Here is a 17,504-nt window from a genome sequence, read left to right as displayed (position 1 = left end):
TTGCGCCGAATCTAGTCATGTATGACTTTTCGGTCAATGGTTTTCTGACCTAAGGGTCAAGAAAATGCGGTCGCAACACTTTCAATTATGGTCCAGTCTTCTGGAACCGGCGTTTTTGGCGGCTTACAGGCTTCAACTTTGCTTATTTCATGCCAAATTCGCCACGGTGGGCGTAGCGCCATCAGCGGGCCAATGCGCTACACTGCCGCGCTTGTACTGATAGAAGATTTTGAAGGGAAAACATGACGTTCAAGGCGCCGGACAGTCTCGCCGAGCAAATTGCTCACCACCTCGCCGAACGTATCATTCGCGGCGATCTCAAGCCTGGGGAGCGGATCCAGGAACAGAAGGTCACGCTGGCGCTCAACGTCAGCCGTGGTTCCGTGCGCGAAGCTTTGCTGATCCTTGAGCGCCGCCATTTGATTGCGATCCTGCCGCGCCGTGGCGCTCACGTCACCGAACTTACCGCGCACAAGGTGCAGAGCCTGTGTACGTTGATGGGCGAGATGTACATCCTGCTCGGCAATGCGGTTGCCGAAGGTTGGCAGACCCAGGCCGACATGGCGCCGTTTCTGCAGATCCAGCAACGCCTTCAATTTAGCCTGGAGCGTGAGGACATCCGCGCTTTCGTCGAAGAAAGCTTCAGCGTGATGCGCGCCGCGTACCCCTTCGCCAACAACCCTTATTTGCAGGAAACCGTCGAAAACCTGCAGCCGGCGATGAACCGCGCTTATTACCTGGCCCTGGATCAGCGCAAGGCGTCCATGAGCGAGTTCCTGGCGCTGTTCGAGCAATTGCTCGCCGCAGTACTGGCCCGTGACCTGGTGCAGATTCGCCTGGTGCTCACAGCCTATTGCCAGCGCAGCAGTTCGCTGGTCATCGCAGCCTTGGCGGACGCCTAAGCGTGCGGCTCAAGTGCATCAAGTTGGCGGGGTTCAAATCCTTCGTCGACCCCACCACCGTCAACTTCCCCAGCAACATGGCGGCGGTGGTGGGGCCCAATGGCTGCGGCAAGTCGAACATCATCGACGCCGTGCGATGGGTGATGGGCGAGAGCTCGGCGAAAAACCTGCGCGGCGAGTCGATGACCGACGTCATTTTCAACGGCTCCACCAGCCGCAAGCCGGTGAGCCAGGCCAGTATCGAACTGGTATTCGATAACTCCGACGGCACCCTGATCGGCGAATACGCCGCCTACGCGGAAATTTCCATCCGTCGTAAAGTCACCCGCGACAGCCAGAACAGCTACTTCCTCAACGGCACCAAGTGTCGCCGTCGCGATATCACCGATATTTTCCTCGGCACCGGCCTGGGCCCGCGCAGCTATTCGATCATCGAGCAGGGCATGATCTCCAAGCTGATCGAAGCCAAGCCCGAAGACCTGCGTAACTTTATCGAAGAAGCGGCCGGCATCTCCAAGTACAAGGAGCGCCGTCGCGAGACTGAAAACCGTATCCGTCGCACCCACGAAAACCTCGCCCGCCTGACCGACCTGCGCGAAGAGCTGGAGCGCCAGCTCGAACGCCTGCACCGCCAGGCGCAGGCCGCCGAGAAGTATCAGGAATACAAGGGCGAAGAGCGCCAGCTCAAGGCGCAACTGTCGGCCCTGCGCTGGCAGGCCTTGAATGACCAGGTGGGCCAGCGCGAAGCGATTATTGGCACCCAGGAAGTCAGCTTTGAAGCGCTGGTGGCCGAGCAGCGCAATGCCGACGCCAGCATTGAGCGCCTGCGTGACGGTCACCATGAGTTGTCCGAACGCTTCAATCTGGTGCAAGGCCGCTTCTATTCGGTGGGCGGTGACATTGCCCGGGTCGAGCAGAGTATCCAGCACGGCCAGCAGCGTTTGCGCCAGTTGCAGGATGACTTGAAGGAAGCCGAACGCGCACGCCTGGAAACCGAATCGCACCTGGGCCATGACCGTACCTTGCTGCTGACCTTGGGCGAAGAGCTGGACATGCTCACCCCCGAGCAGGAAATCACCAGCGCCGCCGCCGAAGAGGCCGCCGCCGCCCTGGAAGAATCCGAAGCCACCATGCACGGCTGGCAGGAGCAGTGGGACGCCTTCAACCTGCGATCCGCCGAGCCACGCCGCCAGGCCGAGGTGCAGCAGTCGCGCATCCAGCAGCTGGAAACCAGCATGGAACGCCTGGCCGAGCGCCAGCGCCGGCTGCAGGAAGAGCGCGTACTGCTCGCCGCCGACCCGGAAGACGCGGCGATCATGGCGCTGAGCGAACAACTGGCCGAAAGCGAAATGACCCTGGAAGAGCTGGAGGCCAGCGAAGAGCAGCAAGTGGAGCGCCTGGAGCAACTGCGTCAGCAATTGCACACCGCGACCCAGGCGCAGCAGCAAGCCCAGGGCGACTTGCAGCGGCTCAATGGTCGGTTGGCTTCGCTGGAGGCCTTGCAGCAAGCCGCGCTCGACCCCGGTACCGGCACCGCCGAATGGCTGCGCGACCAGCATTTGGCCGAACGCCCACGCCTGGCCGAAGGCTTGAAAGTCGAAGCCGGCTGGGAATTGGCGGTGGAAACCGTGCTGGGCGCCGATCTGCAAGCGGTGCTGGTGGATGATTTCGGCGGCTTCGACCTGGCCGGGTTTGCCCAGGGCGATTTGCGCCTGCTCAGCCCGGCGCCCGAGGGTGCGCGGGTGCCGGGTAGTTTGCTGGACAAGGTCGAGGCGGCGATGGATCTGTCGCCCTGGCTGGGTCAGGTCAGGCCCGTGGAGACCCTTGAGCAAGCCTTGGCCCAACGCGGCCAATTGGCGGCCGGCGAAAGCTTGATCAGCCGCGATGGTTATTGGGTCGGCCGCCACTTCCTGCGCGTGCGCCGCGCCAGTGAGGCGGAAAGTGGCGTATTGGCCCGTGGCCAGGAAATCGTCAACCTGAGCGCTGAGCGTGAAGAACGCGAAGCCACACTGGAAAGCCTGGAAACCGAACTGCAAACCCTGCGCGCTACCCAGCGCCAGCAGGAAACCGGCCGCGAACACCTGCGTCGGCTGTTGCAGGACGAAGCGCGCCAACAAGGCGAATTGAAAGCCCAGTTGTCTGCGAGCAGGGCCAAGGTGGAGCAATTGACCCTGCGCCGCACCCGTCTTGACGAAGAAGTGGCCGAGATGGGCGAACAGCGCGCCCTGGAACACGAACAGATCGGTGAAGCGCGCCTGCACTTGCAGGAAGCCCTCGACAGCATGGCCCTGGACACCGAACAGCGCGAGTTGCTGCTGGCCCAGCGCGACAGCCTGCGTGAGCGCCTTGACCGCGTGCGCCAGGAAGCCCGGCAGCACAAGGACCACGCCCATCAGTTGGCCGTACGCTTGGGCTCGTTGCGCGCCCAGCATGATTCCACGCGCCAGGCCCTTGAGCGCCTGGAGATGCAGTCCGAACGCCTGACCGAAAAGCGCGAGCAACTGAGCCTCAACCTGGAGGAGGGCGAGGCGCCGCTGGAAGAGCTGCGCCTCAAGCTTGAGGAATTGCTCGATAAGCGCATGACCGTCGACGTCGAACTCAAGACCGCACAGATCGCCCTGGAAGACGCAGACCGCGAACTGCGCGACGCCGAAAAGCGTCGCACCATGGCCGAGCAGCAATCCCAGTTGATCCGCGGCCAGCTCGAACAACAGCGTATGGAATGGCAAGCCCTCACCGTGCGCCGCAAGACCTTGCAAGACCAATTGCTGGAAGACGGCTATGACCTGCACGGCGTGCTCAACACCCTGACCGCCCAGGCCAACGAGAAAGACGCCGAAGAAGAACTTGAACGGATTGCCGCACGTATTCAACGCCTGGGCGCGATCAACCTCGCCGCTATCGATGAGTACCAGCAGCAGTCCGAGCGTAAACGTTATCTGGATGCCCAGGACGCTGATCTGATTGAAGCCCTGGACACCCTGGAAAACGTGATCCGCAAGATCGACAAGGAAACCCGCAACCGCTTCAAAGATACCTTTGATCAGATTAATGGCGGTTTACAGGCGTTATTCCCAAAAGTTTTCGGTGGTGGCAGCGCCTACTTGGAACTGACGGGCGAAGATCTACTCGATACAGGGGTGACAATCATGGCGCGGCCTCCGGGCAAGAAGAACAGCACCATCCATTTGTTGTCCGGCGGCGAGAAAGCCCTGACCGCATTGGCCCTGGTATTTGCCATCTTCAAGTTGAACCCGGCGCCGTTCTGCATGCTCGACGAGGTTGACGCGCCGCTGGATGACGCTAACGTTGGACGCTACGCTCGGTTGGTCAAAGAGATGTCCCAGACGGTGCAGTTCATCTATATCACCCACAACAAGATCGCCATGGAAATGGCCGACCAGTTGATGGGGGTGACGATGCATGAGCCGGGCTGTTCGCGATTGGTCGCGGTGGATGTGGAAGAGGCGATGGCGATGGTGGAATCCTGAACCACGCCGGGAGAGAGAATTTACAGCACGCTGTAGCGCGATTTACCGGTCTGGGGAAAGTGGCAAATGGACATATTTGTTCAAGGCATTTTGACAGACGGTGTAAAGTTATCTTTGGTCGTGCTAGTTTAATGTCAATTTTTCGTGTGCGTGGGCAAAACGTCAGTCAGAACATAGAGTTGGCGCCACGTTTTAAAGCGGTTTGCACGGTGCTAAACCCCTTATTTTTCAGCATTTTTTATTAGAGGCACGGGATTACATGGAAATCGGTCTGCGCGAGTGGCTGATCGTCATCGGCATCATTGTCATTGCCGGTATTCTTTTCGATGGCTGGCGCCGTATGCGCGGTGGCAAGGGCAAGCTCAAGTTCCGTCTGGACCGAAACCTGTCCAACTTGCCTGACGACGACGGCGCCGCCGAGCTGCTTGGGCCGCCCCGTGTGCTGGATACCCATAAAGAGCCGCAACTGGACGAGCACGACCTGCCGTCGATGAGCGCCCCGCTGCGTGAAGCCCGCGAACCGTCCTCCAAGCGCGGCAAGCGTGGTGGCGCGGCGGTTGCCGAGCCACACCAGGGCGACCTGAACCTCGACGTTGACGACGGCCCGAGCTTCAGCAGCCGTGATGATGATTTCCCGGACGAGACCGCGACCAAAAGCGCGTCGCGCCAATCGGTGAACGATCAGCCGGCTGCCGAAGAAGTGCTGGTCATCAGCGTGATCTGCCGCGACGCCGGCGGTTTCAAAGGCCCGGCACTCTTGCAGAACATCCTCGAAAGCGGCCTGCGTTTTGGCGAGATGGATATATTCCATCGTCACGAAAGCATGGCCGGTAACGGCGAAGTGCTGTTCTCCATGGCCAACGCGGTCAAGCCGGGCACGTTCGATCTGGACGATATCGACCTGTTCAGCACCCCGGCGGTGAGTTTCTTCCTTGGTCTGCCAGGCCCGCGTCACCCCAAACAAGCGTTCGACGTGATGGTGGCCGCCGCCCGCAAGCTGTCCCAGGAACTCAACGGCGAGCTCAAGGACGACCAACGCAGCGTGCTCACCGCCCAGACCATCGAACACTACCGTCAGCGCATCGTCGAGTTCGAGCGTCGCGCCCTGACACAGAAACGCTGAGGAACGATCTTAAGCGTTGTCTGTAGAATCCGTGCACTAACATATTGAGCAGCTTCGGCTGCTCTTTTGCTTTATGAGAGAACACCCATGACCGCCGCCCATACCCGCATCCTCGAACTGCGCGCTGAACTGGATCAGCATAACTACCGCTACCACGTCCTCGACGAGCCGAGCATCCCGGACGCCGAATACGACCGCCTGTTCCACGAGCTCAAAGCCCTGGAGGCCGAGCACCCGGAACTGGTGACGCGTGATTCGCCGACGCAGCGGGTCGGCAGTGCGGCATTGTCGGCGTTCACCCAGGTCAAGCACGAGATCCCGATGCTCAGCCTGGGCAACGCCTTCGATGAAACCACCATGCTGGAGTTTGATCGCCGGGTCACCGAGGGCCTTGACCTGCCGGTGGGCGATCTGTTTGGCGCTGGCGCGGCGGTGGAATACAGCTGCGAGCCGAAGCTGGATGGCCTGGCGGTCAGCCTGTTGTACCAGGATGGCGAGCTGGTGCGCGGTGCCACCCGGGGCGACGGTACCACGGGCGAGGACATCAGCGTCAACGTGCGCACCGTGCGCAATATCCCTCTGAAACTGCACGGCGCGGGCTGGCCAGCCACCCTGGAAGTGCGCGGTGAAGTGTTCATGTCCAAGGCCGGTTTCGAGCGGTTGAACGCCTCGCAACTGGAAGTGGGCGGCAAGACCTTCGCCAACCCGCGCAACGCTGCGGCGGGCAGCTTGCGCCAACTGGATTCGAAGATCACCGCCAGTCGCCCGCTGGAGTTCTGCTGCTATGGCATCGGCCAGGTGACCGCGGATATCAGCGACACCCATATCGGCAACCTCAAGCAGTTGCAGAAGTGGGGCATGCCGATCAGCCACGAGTTGAAGCTGGCCAAGGGCATCCAGGAATGCCTGGACTACTACCGCGACATCGGCGAGCGCCGCAATGCGCTGGGCTATGAAATCGACGGCGTGGTGTTCAAGGTCAACAGCATTGCCTACCAGCGTGAACTGGGCTTCCGTGCCCGCGAGCCGCGCTGGGCGATCGCGCACAAATTCCCGGCCATGGAAGAACTCACCGAGCTGCTCGACGTGGAATTCCAGGTCGGCCGCACCGGTGCGGTCACGCCGGTGGCGCGCCTCAAGCCGGTCAAGGTGGCCGGTGTGACCGTGTCCAATGCCACCCTGCACAACATGGACGAAGTGGCACGCTTGGGGCTGATGATCGGTGACACCGTGATCATCCGCCGCGCCGGTGATGTGATTCCGCAGGTGGTCTCGGTGGTCACCGAACGCCGCCCGGAAAACGCCCGCGCTGTGCAGATCCCGCAAAATTGCCCGGTGTGCGGTTCCCATGTGGAGCGCACGCAGTTGGTCAAGCGCAGTAAGGGCAAGGAAACCGTCAGCGAAGGCGCGGTGTACCGTTGCGTCGGGCGTCTGGCCTGCGGTGCGCAACTCAAGCAGGCCATCATTCATTTCGTCTCGCGCCGGGCCATGGACATCGACGGCCTGGGCGACAAGACCATCGAGCAACTGGTGGATGAACAGCTCATCGGCTCGCCGGCCGATCTCTACAAGCTCAAATACGAACAGATCATCGACCTGGAAGGCTTTGCCGATACCTCCAGCAAGAAGCTGATCAGCGCCATCGAAAACAGCAAGACCCCGACCCTGGCACGCTTTATCTACGCCTTGGGCATTCCCGATGTGGGCGAGGAGACGGCCAAGGTGCTGGCGCGCTCGCTGGCGTCCCTGGAGCGTGTTCAAAAGGCGTTGCCAGAGGTGCTGACGTACTTGCCGGATGTTGGGCTGGAAGTGGCCCATGAGATCCATAGCTTCTTTGAAGACGGGCACAACCAGCAGGTGATTGGCGCGCTGTTGTCGCCAGACGAATGCGGCCTGCAATTGCAGGAGCAGGGCGAACTCAGCGCGGAATTCGCCGCCAGCACCACCTTGGGCGGTTTGCTCGACAAGCTGCACGTGCCTTCGGTGGGACCGGGCGCGGCGCAGAAGCTCGCGGACAAGTTCGGTTCGCTGGAGGGCATCATCAAGGCTGACTGGCTCGATATGCGCCAGGCGCTGCCCGAGAAGCAAGCCAAGGCTGTACGGGAGTTTTTCGACAATGCCGACAACGCCAACCATGCCCTGGCCATCGAGCAGCAGCTCAAGGACTTCGGCATGCACTGGCAGAGCGAGAAAAAGGTCGTTGAAGGCTTGCCCGAAGCCGGGCACACCTGGGTACTCACCGGCTCCCTGGAGTTGATGAGCCGCGATGTGGCCAAGGACAAGCTCGAAAGCCTGGGGGCCAAGGTGGCCGGTTCCGTTTCGGCGAAAACCCACTGCGTGGTGGCGGGACCGGGCGCCGGCTCGAAATTGGCCAAGGCCAATGAGCTGGGCCTGAAAGTACTGGACGAAGAGGCCTTCGTCGCCTTCCTGGCCAAGCACAACATCACCGTCTGATTGATCGTCCCCACGCTCCGCGTGGGAACGCATCCTGTGACGCTCCGCGTCACGGCCTTCGCGCAGACGCAGAGCGTCCAAGGCGGCATTCCCACGCGGAGCGTGGGAACGTTCTCTCCCGAGAAATGATCTAGTCTCTGTCACCCCAGGGAGAGATCGCCATGTTCCGCTACTTCGAGCAACTCAGCACGCGCATCGCCGCTCCGTTCATGGCCGAAACCTCGCGCAACAGCAAGGTGTGGCGATGCCGGTGTGGCCAGTCGCTGTTCTTTCGCAACAGCCAATGCCTGGCCTGCCAGGCGGCGTTGGGTTACCAGCCGCAGCAAAGCCGCCTGTCGTCCCTGCAACCTGGGCCGGTGGTCGGTACTTGGCTGGCCGACGACAATCTTGATGCTGGCGCTTTTCGGCGCTGCGCCAACCTCGACTCACCGGCTGCGTGCAACTGGCTGATTCCTGCCCACAGCACCGCGCCGTTGTGCGTGGCCTGTAGCCTGAACCGCACCATTCCTGACCTATCAATTGCGGAAAACCCCGAACGCTGGCGCAAGGTCGAAACCGCCAAGCGCCGCTTGGTGGCGCAACTGATCAGCCTGGGCCTGCAAGTGGTGCCCAAGAGCGTTGACGAAGAGACTGGCCTGGCCTTCGACTTTATCGGTATCGACCTGGAAGGCAACGCGCCCACCACCGGCCACGCCAATGGGCTGATCACCCTGGACATCAAGGAAGCCGATGACGCCCACCGCGAAAAAGTCCGCGTACAGATGCGCGAGCCGTACCGCACCTTGCTCGGCCATTTTCGCCATGAAGTCGGTCATTACTACTGGGACCGCCTGATCGCCAACAGCCACTGGCTCCCTCATTTTCGCAACCTGTTCGGCGACGAACGCGCCAGTTATGCCGAGGCCCTCGACCAGCACTACCAGAACGGCCCGCGCCCCGACTGGCAACTCACCTGCGTGAGCGCCTACGCCACCATGCACCCCTGGGAAGATTGGGCTGAAACCTGGGCCCACTACCTGCACATGATGGACGCCGTGGACACAGCCCTGGGCTTTGGCATGAGCGCCCGCGAGATGGACCTGGATTACCAGCCATTCCCGCTGACCACGCTCTACGACCCGCAACACCCTGGCGGCCCGGCATTCCTTTCCTTCGTCAATGCCTGGATCGAACTGGCCGGCATGCTCAACGAACTGTCCCGCGCCATGGGCCAGCCGGATTTCTACCCCTTCGTGCTGCCGCCCGCGGTGATTGCCAAGCTGCACTTTATTCACCTGGTCATCCAGGAAGAAGGCGGCAGGGCTGATGGGGTTATGGCAAGTGCTTGAGCCTTCTCATTTTTTAATCCGGAACCAACGGTTGTAACTTCCGATGAGATGGGTACAATGGCGCGGCTTGCCGAGAGGCAGCGTCGTTATGGTGACCCCATCGGTCCCCCCGCAACGATTACCCGTGAACCTGGTCAGAGCCGGAAGGCAGCAGCCACAGCGGGAACATTGTGTGCCGGGGTGTGGCTGGTGGGGTTGCCTCCATAACGCTCCCTTCTGCAGTCCCTTCTAAATCTCAAGTTATTTTCAGCCCGTCATCTGTGATGCTTCCTGCACAGTGCATGACGGTCATTTCGCGTCTAGTGGCATACTCCCAAGCGTCTCTTCCCCTGGCTACGAGGCTCTATGCACTCGGAACATTTCAATTTATCCAGCCCTGTTTTCTTGCCGATCACCGAGCACACTTGTGCGGGGTTGTTGGGCAGTGAGGGTTTCGATGCGCTTGTAGCCCTGAGTGAGCCCCAATTGGCGGCGGTGTTGGTGATCCAGAACCTGGCGCAGGTGCCGGAAAGCGACCTTAGCGCCAACGGTGCTGAAAAAGTGTTGGCCAAGCTGATTGACTGGGCAGTCGATGCCCGCCATTCGGCCAGTGTGTCCCTGCTCTCTGAAGCGCAGCGGCTGTTCGATCAGAGGAAGCTGTACTTCGGCCTCAATGTGGTCAAAAGCCTGAAGCTGCGCTTTCTGCTGGAGGAGGAAGTCCAGGCGCAGGACTACCTGTTACCCAGTGGCAAATGGGACGTCGAGTATAAAGTCCGCCATCTCAAGGCCAATGATCCGTTCAGCCAGCAGGTGATCACGCCCAGGCATCGCGAGCGCTGGTTGAGCGCCGAGCAGGACAAGCTGCTCAGAACCTTCCGTGCCAACCTGAACGAAGACCTGCATGTGCAAGGCTACGCAGGCATTGGCAAGAGTCACCTGCTGGTGGCCTTGCTGGAGCACCTGCGCCCGGAAAAGACCTTGCTGCTGGCACGCACCCCGGCAAAACTCGAAACCCTGCGTGCTCGCATGGTGGGAGCGCGGGAGCGTAAGGCCGGGCATACCTTTCAGGACTTCGCCCATGCTCTATTGCATGGCCCCAGGCCAAAGCCGCTGAATGCGCCGGTGAGGGTGCCGACCAAGCAGGCGCTCGCCCAAGAACTGAATATCTTTGGTTTTCGTCGCCTGGAAGGGCAAGCGGTAGTGGAGGTGTGCCTCAAGGTGCTTGAAGCCTACTGCCGCTCTTGGGAGTACAGCTTGTCGGCCCAGCATTTGCCGCATTTCAAGCAACCGCTCGCCGGCGTCGATGCCAGGGTGCTGCTCGAATATGCCAGCCGGTTGTGGGGCTACCTTGAGGCGAACCCGGCCTGGGGCCGGCATACCGGGTTTGAAGCCTTGTTGATGATCAAGCGCGCCAGCCTTGCAGGCTGCGTCGTCCCCGAGCGCTATACCCACGTGCTCATCGATGAGAGCCAGGACATCCCCGCGCCGTTGCTGCAAATCATCGAGCGCGGCCGCCAGGTGCTGATCACTTTGGGGGATGAGTATCAGCAGGCCAGTGGCGGCGTGGTCAAACGCGCCCGTGAGGTTCGCCATACCGACGTGTGCTACTCCGTGCGTTCCGGGCGCAATGTCGAGCGCCTGGTCAACCCGTTGATCAGCTTGCACTCGGAAAAAAGCAAATCGCTTTTCGAGGGCGCACGCGATGCCGATGTCGGCATTGAGTTTTATCCGCAGGGTTTTGTACCCCCGCAAGGTTGCGTGGTGTTGACCGCTTCCCATTGGGACACCATGCAGTGGGCGATCCAACTGAGCCACGCCCGTTGTGCGTTCGGCCTGGCGAGCAAAGAGGCCCAGCAGTCGCTCAAGCATTTCATGGACACGGTCATCGCGTTGTTCAAACCCGATTTCTATAGCAATGAGTTCAATGACCTCGGCCCCCATGCGTTTTTCAGTGACATGGCCGATTGGCAGCAGGTGCGCGAAGCCTGCCAGTTCGATGAGGCGTTTCTGTGGGTCGAGGCCGAACTGGAAAAAGGCTTTAACGTGGCGGATGTCACGCGTTTGAACAGGTTGATCGGCCATCCGGACGAGCGCGTCCTGTTGATGCTGGCGCAGGATGCGGGCGGCATGGAGTTCGACCGGGTATTGCTTACGCCGGAACTGTTGACCAACGTGAAGTTCCAGGACGCCTACGCGTTCGATCAAAGACTCTGTGCGGTGTATATCGCGATTTCACGGGCCAGGGTGCAGTTGTACCTGCCCTACGATGTGGTCGAGTGGCTCGACTACCACAAGTATCAAAAGACCCGTGAATCCCTCGGTTACTGACGGATTTAATCCGGCTGTTTCACAACTTTCATAAAGCCCTCTGGACAACCCGCAGACCGCCTTGTTAGCTTGCGCCGGCCACTTGTTTCAGAGTATGACAAGGGCATGGATTTGATATTGAAGTGCTATCGCTTCTTTCACTCACAAGGATGTCTGTCATGAAAAGCCTGCAAGGGTTGCCTCGTCTTATCAGTGCTTCGGTAGGGACGCCCGGCAAAGCCCGCAACTTGCCCGCCGATGTTCAGTGCATCCAGTATCTATTCAATTTGATCATTCCCAAGATGGGGTTTGCCTTGCTGGAAAACGGCAAGTGCGACGGCCAGTTGGTGCAGTGCATCAGCCAGTATCAGTTTCGCCATCTCAAGTACGCCCATCCCGATGGCGTGATCGACCCCACCGGGCGAACGTTCAACAGTCTGATCGAAGAGGCGCTGAAGGTGCCGGTGCGGGCTTTTCCTAACACGCGCATTCCGACGTTTCTCAACATTTTCGGCAATAACAACATCGATGCGGTACAGGCCACGGTCAATGTGTACCTGGACCGTGTGCGTGCGGTGATCGAGGCCGAGCGGCGTAACCGGCAGTTGATGATGCAGTCCACCTGCGACGGCGGGACGACCTTGAGCGATACGGATTTCCAGAACGCCGCCAAGCAATTGGGCAACGGTATTTCGGTGAATGTGGTCAAGGCGTTCGCCACGGTGGAGTCGGGCGGGAAGGTGGGGTTCGGGCCTGCCAAGTTGCCGATCATCGCCTTTGAAGGGCACCACTTTCGCAAGTACACCAAGCACATCTACGACCAGTCGCAGCCGCTGCTGTCGTATGTCTACAAGAAAAAAGCCGGCCCGCAATGGCAGACGAACAACAAGGATCAGGTCAAGGCCTGGGAGACCATGGCCACTGCCTTTGCGCTGGACCAGGAAGCGGCCTTGATGTCGGCCTCCTGGGGCATGTTTCAAATCATGGGGTTCAATTTCGCGGCGTGCGGATTCAAGACGGTGTTTGAGTTCGTGGCGTCATTGAAGGTCAATGCCGGTAATCAACTCAAGGCCTATCTCAGCCTTTGCAGCCACAACTCGGCCTTGTTGAGCGCGATGAAAAACAAGGATTTTACCGCCATGGCCCGAAACTATAATGGCGACGATTACGGCAACTATGACGTCCTGATGAAACAAGCCTACGAAGCCTTTGAAGGGAAGAAATAAGATGATTCGTTATCTGGCGATGGGAGTGTTGTCGTGGTGCGCCGTGGCGCCCGCGTTGGCCGGCTCGGCGGCGTTGCATTCAGGTAAATATGAAGGGCTGATGCTGGCGGTGACGCCTGGGCATCAGGTCGAGGGGTTCTATCAGGAATCGATGGGCGAGGGTGTGGCCCGTGGTTGCACGTTCTACCTGCAAGGCAAGCCCGAAGCGCTCACCACCTGGCGGGACGCTGCCTACCCAGGCAGTGTGGCCGCGGCGCCCGACGGGGTGACCCTGACCGTGGCGCAGGGCCGCCAACACCCTGGCTGCATCAATGTGCTGATGCCGGAAATCGCCACCGGCCTGGAGCTGAGCCAGACCGCCAGCAAACAATGGATCGGCTTGGTGACGGTGTCTGCCGACAAGGCTTATTTGTTGAAAACGCCGGGCGCCAAAGCGGCAAAGCGGCCCTACATCGTCAAGCATGACGTGGTGGGCGTACTGGCGTTCAAGGACGGTTGGGCGCAGGTGGAATTCATCAACGCTGACGACCGCTCTTTCACGGGCTGGATCAGCCAGGGCCAGTACGCACGGTTGGCTGCCCCGAAGCCCTAAATTGTAGGAGCGAGCAAGTCAGCCAAAGGTCTCGCGCAGTAGCCCGGCGAACGCATCTCGCGCCAGGTGCCGCTGGGTGTCCGTATGCCAGAACAACAGGTTGTCCACGGGCGTCAGCGCTTCAAAGCGATAAGACGCCAACTGATTGGCCTGTTCATAGCGCGCCAGGATCCCCTCGGGTGCCAACGCCACGCCAATCCCCGCGCTGACGCAACCGATGATCGTGCCCCAGCTTGCATAGCTGGCAATCGCTGGCTTGACGTTATGGGGCTTGAGCCAGTTTTCCAGGGCGGCGCGATAAGGGCAGCCCGGCGGCCATACCAGCAATGTACGGCCGGCCAAGTCTTCGGCGCTATTGATAGGCGCGCTGCACGCGCTGGCGATCAGCACCAGGCGTTCGCTGTAGACCACGCTCTGTTCCAGCTTCGTGCGTTTGCCGCCGGCGGCCACCAGCGCCACGTCCAGGCGGTGGTGCTGCAGGTCGTCCAGCAGTTGCGCCCAGGCACCGGTGACCAGTTCCAGGCTGACATTGGGATAACGCCGGTGGTATTCCGCCAGCAGCGGCGGCAAGCGCCCGCTGGCACTGGATTCCACCGCACCGATGCGCAAGGTGCCACGGGGAATGGCGCTGGCATCCACCGCGCGTTTGGATTCATCCACCAAGGCCAGGATACGTTCGCAGTAATCCAGGAAGATTTCTCCCGCAGCGCTGATCGCCAGCCCTCGGCCAGCACGGATAAACAGCGGCGTGCCCAACTCGCTTTCCAGCTGCTTGATGCGCGTGGTGATGTTGGACGGCACACAGTGCAATTGCAGTGCCGCCTGGGCCACGCTGCCGGTTTGCGCCACGGCTCGCACCATTTTCAGTTGGGCCAGTTCCATTGCTCAGTTCCAATGATTTCAGAAGTCAGAAACGCTTAATTGTCCTATGCCTGGCCTGGGCCAAGACTGGCAGCATTCCTTTTGCGTGGATGCTGTCGATGAATACTCCGTCACCTCTGAAGCTTACGCTAGTCATTGCCAGCGTCATCCTCTGCTGGGCGTATTCGCCCATCGGCGTACACATGGGGTTGCACAGTTATAGCCCCGGCCAATTGGCGCTGCTGCGGTTTTTGATCGCGTCGGTATTCATGGGCGGCGTGGCCTGGGGGGTGGGAATTGGACGGCCACCATTGCGCGACCTGCCGTGGTTGTTGGTGCTGGGCTTTTTCGGAGTGTTCCTGCACCACACCAGTCTCAATCATGGGCAGCAATGGGTGACGGCGGCAGCGTCGAGTGTGTTGGCACAGTCGGCGCCGTTGTTCAGTGTGTTGATCGCGTTTTTCTGCTTGAAAGAGCAGGTCAGCGCCTGGCGCTGGGGTTGCGTACTGTTGGGGTTGGCTGGCGTACTGGTGGTGATCTGGGGCGACCAGGGCATGGGCGATCTCAACCCACGGGGTTTGCTGATCTTGTTGGCGGCCTGCTCATGGAGTGTGTACTTCGCCATCCAGCGACATTACGCCCATCGCTACAGCCCGTTGACGATGGCGTGCTACATGGTGTGGTCCGGCACGCTGATGCTGTGCGTGAACCTACCGGGACTGCCCGCCGCCATCGTGCAGGCACCGATGGGGGAGAATCTCGCCGTGCTGGTGCTGGGTATTTTTCCCAGTGCCTTGGCCTATCTGGCCTGGGGTTACGTGTTGAAGCACGTCGAGGTCAGTCGTGCGTCGGTGGCGATGTACCTGATTCCACCGGTTGCCATGCTGATGGCCGCCACGCTGCTTGGCGAGCACGTCACCCTGCAGGTGATGCTGGGCGCAGTGGTCGTGCTGGCCAGCGTCGCCGCTATCAGTCTGGAAGGGCGTTGGCGCTCCAAGGTGCCAGCAAAACGTCCTCAGGTGCCCTCTGGGAGGCCAATCGAACAAGCTTCGTCAGATTAGACGAGCGTGCCGGATGCAATTTCCCCCTTGCTCCGCTAGCATTACCGGCTTCTGCTTCCCAGTTGCGACGGTTTTCGATGAGTTATCAGGTTCTTGCACGTAAATGGCGCCCGCGCTCGTTCCGCGAAATGGTCGGCCAGACCCATGTGCTCAAGGCTCTGATCAATGCCTTGGACAGCCAACGGCTGCACCACGCCTACCTGTTCACCGGTACGCGCGGGGTGGGCAAGACCACGATTGCGCGCATCATCGCCAAATGCCTGAATTGTGAAACCGGTATTACCTCGACGCCTTGTGGCACCTGTTCGGTGTGCCGTGAGATCGACGAAGGGCGTTTCGTCGACCTGATCGAGATCGACGCTGCGAGTCGTACCAAGGTCGAAGACACCCGCGAACTGCTGGACAACGTGCAGTACGCGCCGAGCCGTGGCCGCTTCAAGGTCTACCTGATCGACGAAGTGCACATGCTGTCCAGCCACTCCTTCAACGCCTTGTTGAAAACCCTGGAAGAGCCGCCGCCCTACGTCAAATTCATCCTGGCCACCACCGACCCGCAGAAACTTCCGGCAACGATTTTGTCGCGGTGCCTGCAGTTCTCCCTGAAAAACATGACCCCCGAGCGTGTGGTCGAGCATTTGACCCACGTGCTGGGCGTCGAGAACGTACCGTTCGAAGACGACGCGCTGTGGTTGCTGGGCCGTGCCGCCGATGGTTCGATGCGCGATGCCATGAGCCTCACCGACCAGGCCATCGCGTTTGGTGAAGGCAAGGTCATGGCCGCCGACGTGCGCGCCATGCTCGGTACCCTGGACCACGGCCAGGTGTTCGACGTGCTGCACGCGCTGATCGAGGGTGACGCCAAGGCGTTGCTCGAAGCGGTGCGCCACCTGTCGGAGCAAGGCCCGGATTGGAATGGCGTGCTTTCGGAAATCCTCAACGTATTGCACCGCGTCGCCATCGCCCAGGCCCTGCCGGAAGGCGTGGACAACGGTCATGGCGACCGTGATCGCGTATTGGCCCTGGCCCAGGCCTTGCCGGCCGAAGACGTGCAGTTCTACTACCAGATGGGCCTGATCGGTCGCCGCGACTTGCCCCTGGCACCCGACCCGCGGGGTGGCTTTGAAATGGTGCTGCTGCGCATGCTGGCGTTCCGGCCGGCAGATTCGGCAGACGCACCGAGACAGCCGCTAAAGCCAGTGGGGATCAGCCAGGCCACAGTTGATTCCGCCAAACCCGTGGCTGGGGCGGCCGTTGTCGCGCCAGTAGTTGCAGCGCCTGCGATTGCTGTGCCTGAGCCGGTTGCGCCGGCACCTGAGCCTGAACCTGCGCCGGTTGCCGTCGCACCGGTGGTCGAGCCCGAGCCGGTCATTGAGCCCGAGCCCGAACCCGTGGTCGACTTGCCCTGGAATGACCCGGTCGAAGCGCAAGTAGAGCCCGAGCAACAGCCCGCCGTGGAGCCCGTGCTGGAAACCACCGGCGAGCAACCCGAGCTGACGCCGATGCCTACGCCGACTCCGGACAGCGTGGTGCCGGATGCCCCTGAGTGGGTATCGGCGCCCGTTCCTGAACCGACGGTCGCCCAGGTCGACGCGGCCACGCCGGGCATTGACCTGGATGACGAACCGCCGCTGGACGAAGACTACATCGAGCCGGACATGGATTCGGCCTACAGCTACCTGGACGAACTGGCCAGCGAGCACACCGCGGAACCGGCGCCCGAGCCCGAGGCAGAACCTGCCGCGGCCCCGGCTACCGGTCTGGCCCTGCAATGGCTGGAATTGTTTCCGAAATTGCCGATCTCCGGCATGACCGGCAGTATCGCCGCCAACTGCACCCTGATTTCCATCGAAGGCGACCACTGGCTGCTGCACCTGGACCCGGCCCATAGCGCCTTGTTCAACGCCACCCAGCAGCGCCGGCTCAACGATGCGCTCAACCAGTACCATGGGCGCACGCTGACCATTGCCATCGAGCTGATCAAGCCCGAGCAGGAAACGCCGGCCCAGGCCGCGACCCGTCGGCGCCTTAACCGCCAGCGCGAGGCTGAGGATTCGATCCACGCAGATCCGCTTATCCAACAAATGATGCAACAGTTCGGTGCGGTCGTCCGCCACGATACTATTGAACCTGTCGAAGCCCCGGTGCCCCAAGCGTCATGACACCGGGCTATTCATTGATCC

At 60.9% G+C, this 17,504-nt stretch carries 11 protein-coding genes and 1 other RNA gene; 11 read left to right on the top strand and 1 reads right to left on the bottom strand.

The features are described 5' to 3' along the window. Positions 1–242 precede the first annotated feature (242 nt). From RHM69_RS12590 to RHM69_RS12550, 9 genes are all read left to right on the top strand, one after another. A complete protein-coding gene (locus tag RHM69_RS12590) occupies positions 243–902 on the top strand; it encodes a GntR family transcriptional regulator (protein ID WP_200600952.1) in 660 nt (219 codons plus the stop codon). Positions 903–904: 2 nt separating this feature from the next. Continuing rightward, positions 905–4,393 carry a chromosome segregation protein SMC gene (gene smc / locus RHM69_RS12585; RefSeq protein ID WP_200600950.1) on the top strand — a complete coding sequence of 1,163 codons (3,489 nt, stop codon included), beginning with the start codon at positions 905–907 and terminating at the stop codon, positions 4,391–4,393. 259 nt (positions 4,394–4,652) lie between these two features. After that, on the top strand, positions 4,653–5,516 hold the full coding sequence (zipA, locus tag RHM69_RS12580) for a cell division protein ZipA (RefSeq protein WP_014719462.1): 864 nt from the start codon (positions 4,653–4,655) through the stop codon (positions 5,514–5,516). Between the two features lie 87 nt (positions 5,517–5,603). Next, positions 5,604–7,970 carry an NAD-dependent DNA ligase LigA gene (gene ligA / locus RHM69_RS12575; protein WP_014719461.1) on the top strand — a complete coding sequence of 789 codons (2,367 nt, stop codon included), beginning with the start codon at positions 5,604–5,606 and terminating at the stop codon, positions 7,968–7,970. A gap of 161 nt (positions 7,971–8,131) precedes the next feature. After that, positions 8,132–9,298 carry a zinc-binding metallopeptidase family protein gene (locus RHM69_RS12570; RefSeq protein WP_014719460.1) on the top strand — a complete coding sequence of 389 codons (1,167 nt, stop codon included), beginning with the start codon at positions 8,132–8,134 and terminating at the stop codon, positions 9,296–9,298. 98 nt (positions 9,299–9,396) lie between these two features. Beyond that, positions 9,397–9,493, top strand: an RNA gene (gene ffs / locus RHM69_RS12565) — signal recognition particle sRNA small type. Positions 9,494–9,643: 150 nt separating this feature from the next. Next, on the top strand, positions 9,644–11,605 hold the full coding sequence (locus tag RHM69_RS12560) for a hypothetical protein (RefSeq protein WP_038451116.1): 1,962 nt from the start codon (positions 9,644–9,646) through the stop codon (positions 11,603–11,605). A 158-nt stretch (positions 11,606–11,763) separates the two neighbouring features. After that, on the top strand, positions 11,764–12,810 hold the full coding sequence (locus RHM69_RS12555; RefSeq protein WP_014719458.1) for an N-acetylmuramidase family protein: 1,047 nt from the start codon (positions 11,764–11,766) through the stop codon (positions 12,808–12,810). A gap of 1 nt (position 12,811) precedes the next feature. Continuing rightward, on the top strand, positions 12,812–13,402 hold the full coding sequence (locus RHM69_RS12550; RefSeq protein ID WP_014719457.1) for a hypothetical protein: 591 nt from the start codon (positions 12,812–12,814) through the stop codon (positions 13,400–13,402). A gap of 18 nt (positions 13,403–13,420) precedes the next feature. Here the strand turns inward: RHM69_RS12550 and RHM69_RS12545 are convergent, their stop codons facing one another. Continuing rightward, positions 13,421–14,284: a LysR family transcriptional regulator gene (locus RHM69_RS12545; RefSeq protein WP_014719456.1), complete on the bottom strand. Its 864-nt coding sequence runs from the start codon at positions 14,282–14,284 to the stop codon at positions 13,421–13,423. 98 nt (positions 14,285–14,382) lie between these two features. Here RHM69_RS12545 and RHM69_RS12540 point away from each other — a divergent pair, with 98 nt between their 5' ends. Beyond that, complete coding sequence (locus RHM69_RS12540; RefSeq protein WP_072433664.1) at positions 14,383–15,324, top strand: DMT family transporter; 942 nt, start codon at positions 14,383–14,385, stop codon at positions 15,322–15,324. Positions 15,325–15,401: 77 nt separating this feature from the next. Continuing rightward, positions 15,402–17,483 (top strand): DNA polymerase III subunit gamma/tau, encoded by a 2,082-nt coding sequence (gene dnaX, locus RHM69_RS12535; protein WP_200600947.1) that lies wholly within the window; start codon positions 15,402–15,404, stop codon positions 17,481–17,483. The last annotated feature ends 21 nt before the right edge of the window (positions 17,484–17,504 follow it).

The sequence above is a fragment of the Pseudomonas sp. CCI1.1 genome (assembly GCF_034348165.1).
Classification (GTDB): Bacteria; Pseudomonadota; Gammaproteobacteria; order Pseudomonadales; family Pseudomonadaceae; genus Aquipseudomonas; species Aquipseudomonas paracarnis.
This window is presented reverse-complemented; position numbering and strand designations above follow the sequence as displayed.

What these genes read in the sequence shown, in the direction of transcription:
- RHM69_RS12590 (WP_200600952.1), top strand. Translation starts at nt 243, where the DNA reads ATGACGTTCAAGGCGCCGGACAGTCTCGCCGAGCAAATTGCTCACCAC.
- zipA (WP_014719462.1), top strand. Translation starts at nt 4,653, where the DNA reads ATGGAAATCGGTCTGCGCGAGTGGCTGATCGTCATCGGCATCATTGTC.
- ligA (WP_014719461.1), top strand. Translation starts at nt 5,604, where the DNA reads ATGACCGCCGCCCATACCCGCATCCTCGAACTGCGCGCTGAACTGGAT.
- RHM69_RS12570 (WP_014719460.1), top strand. Translation starts at nt 8,132, where the DNA reads ATGTTCCGCTACTTCGAGCAACTCAGCACGCGCATCGCCGCTCCGTTC.
- RHM69_RS12560 (WP_038451116.1), top strand. Translation starts at nt 9,644, where the DNA reads ATGCACTCGGAACATTTCAATTTATCCAGCCCTGTTTTCTTGCCGATC.
- RHM69_RS12555 (WP_014719458.1), top strand. Translation starts at nt 11,764, where the DNA reads ATGAAAAGCCTGCAAGGGTTGCCTCGTCTTATCAGTGCTTCGGTAGGG.
- RHM69_RS12550 (WP_014719457.1), top strand. Translation starts at nt 12,812, where the DNA reads ATGATTCGTTATCTGGCGATGGGAGTGTTGTCGTGGTGCGCCGTGGCG.
- RHM69_RS12545 (WP_014719456.1), bottom strand. Translation starts at nt 14,284, where the DNA reads ATGGAACTGGCCCAACTGAAAATGGTGCGAGCCGTGGCGCAAACCGGC.
- RHM69_RS12540 (WP_072433664.1), top strand. Translation starts at nt 14,383, where the DNA reads ATGAATACTCCGTCACCTCTGAAGCTTACGCTAGTCATTGCCAGCGTC.
- dnaX (WP_200600947.1), top strand. Translation starts at nt 15,402, where the DNA reads ATGAGTTATCAGGTTCTTGCACGTAAATGGCGCCCGCGCTCGTTCCGC.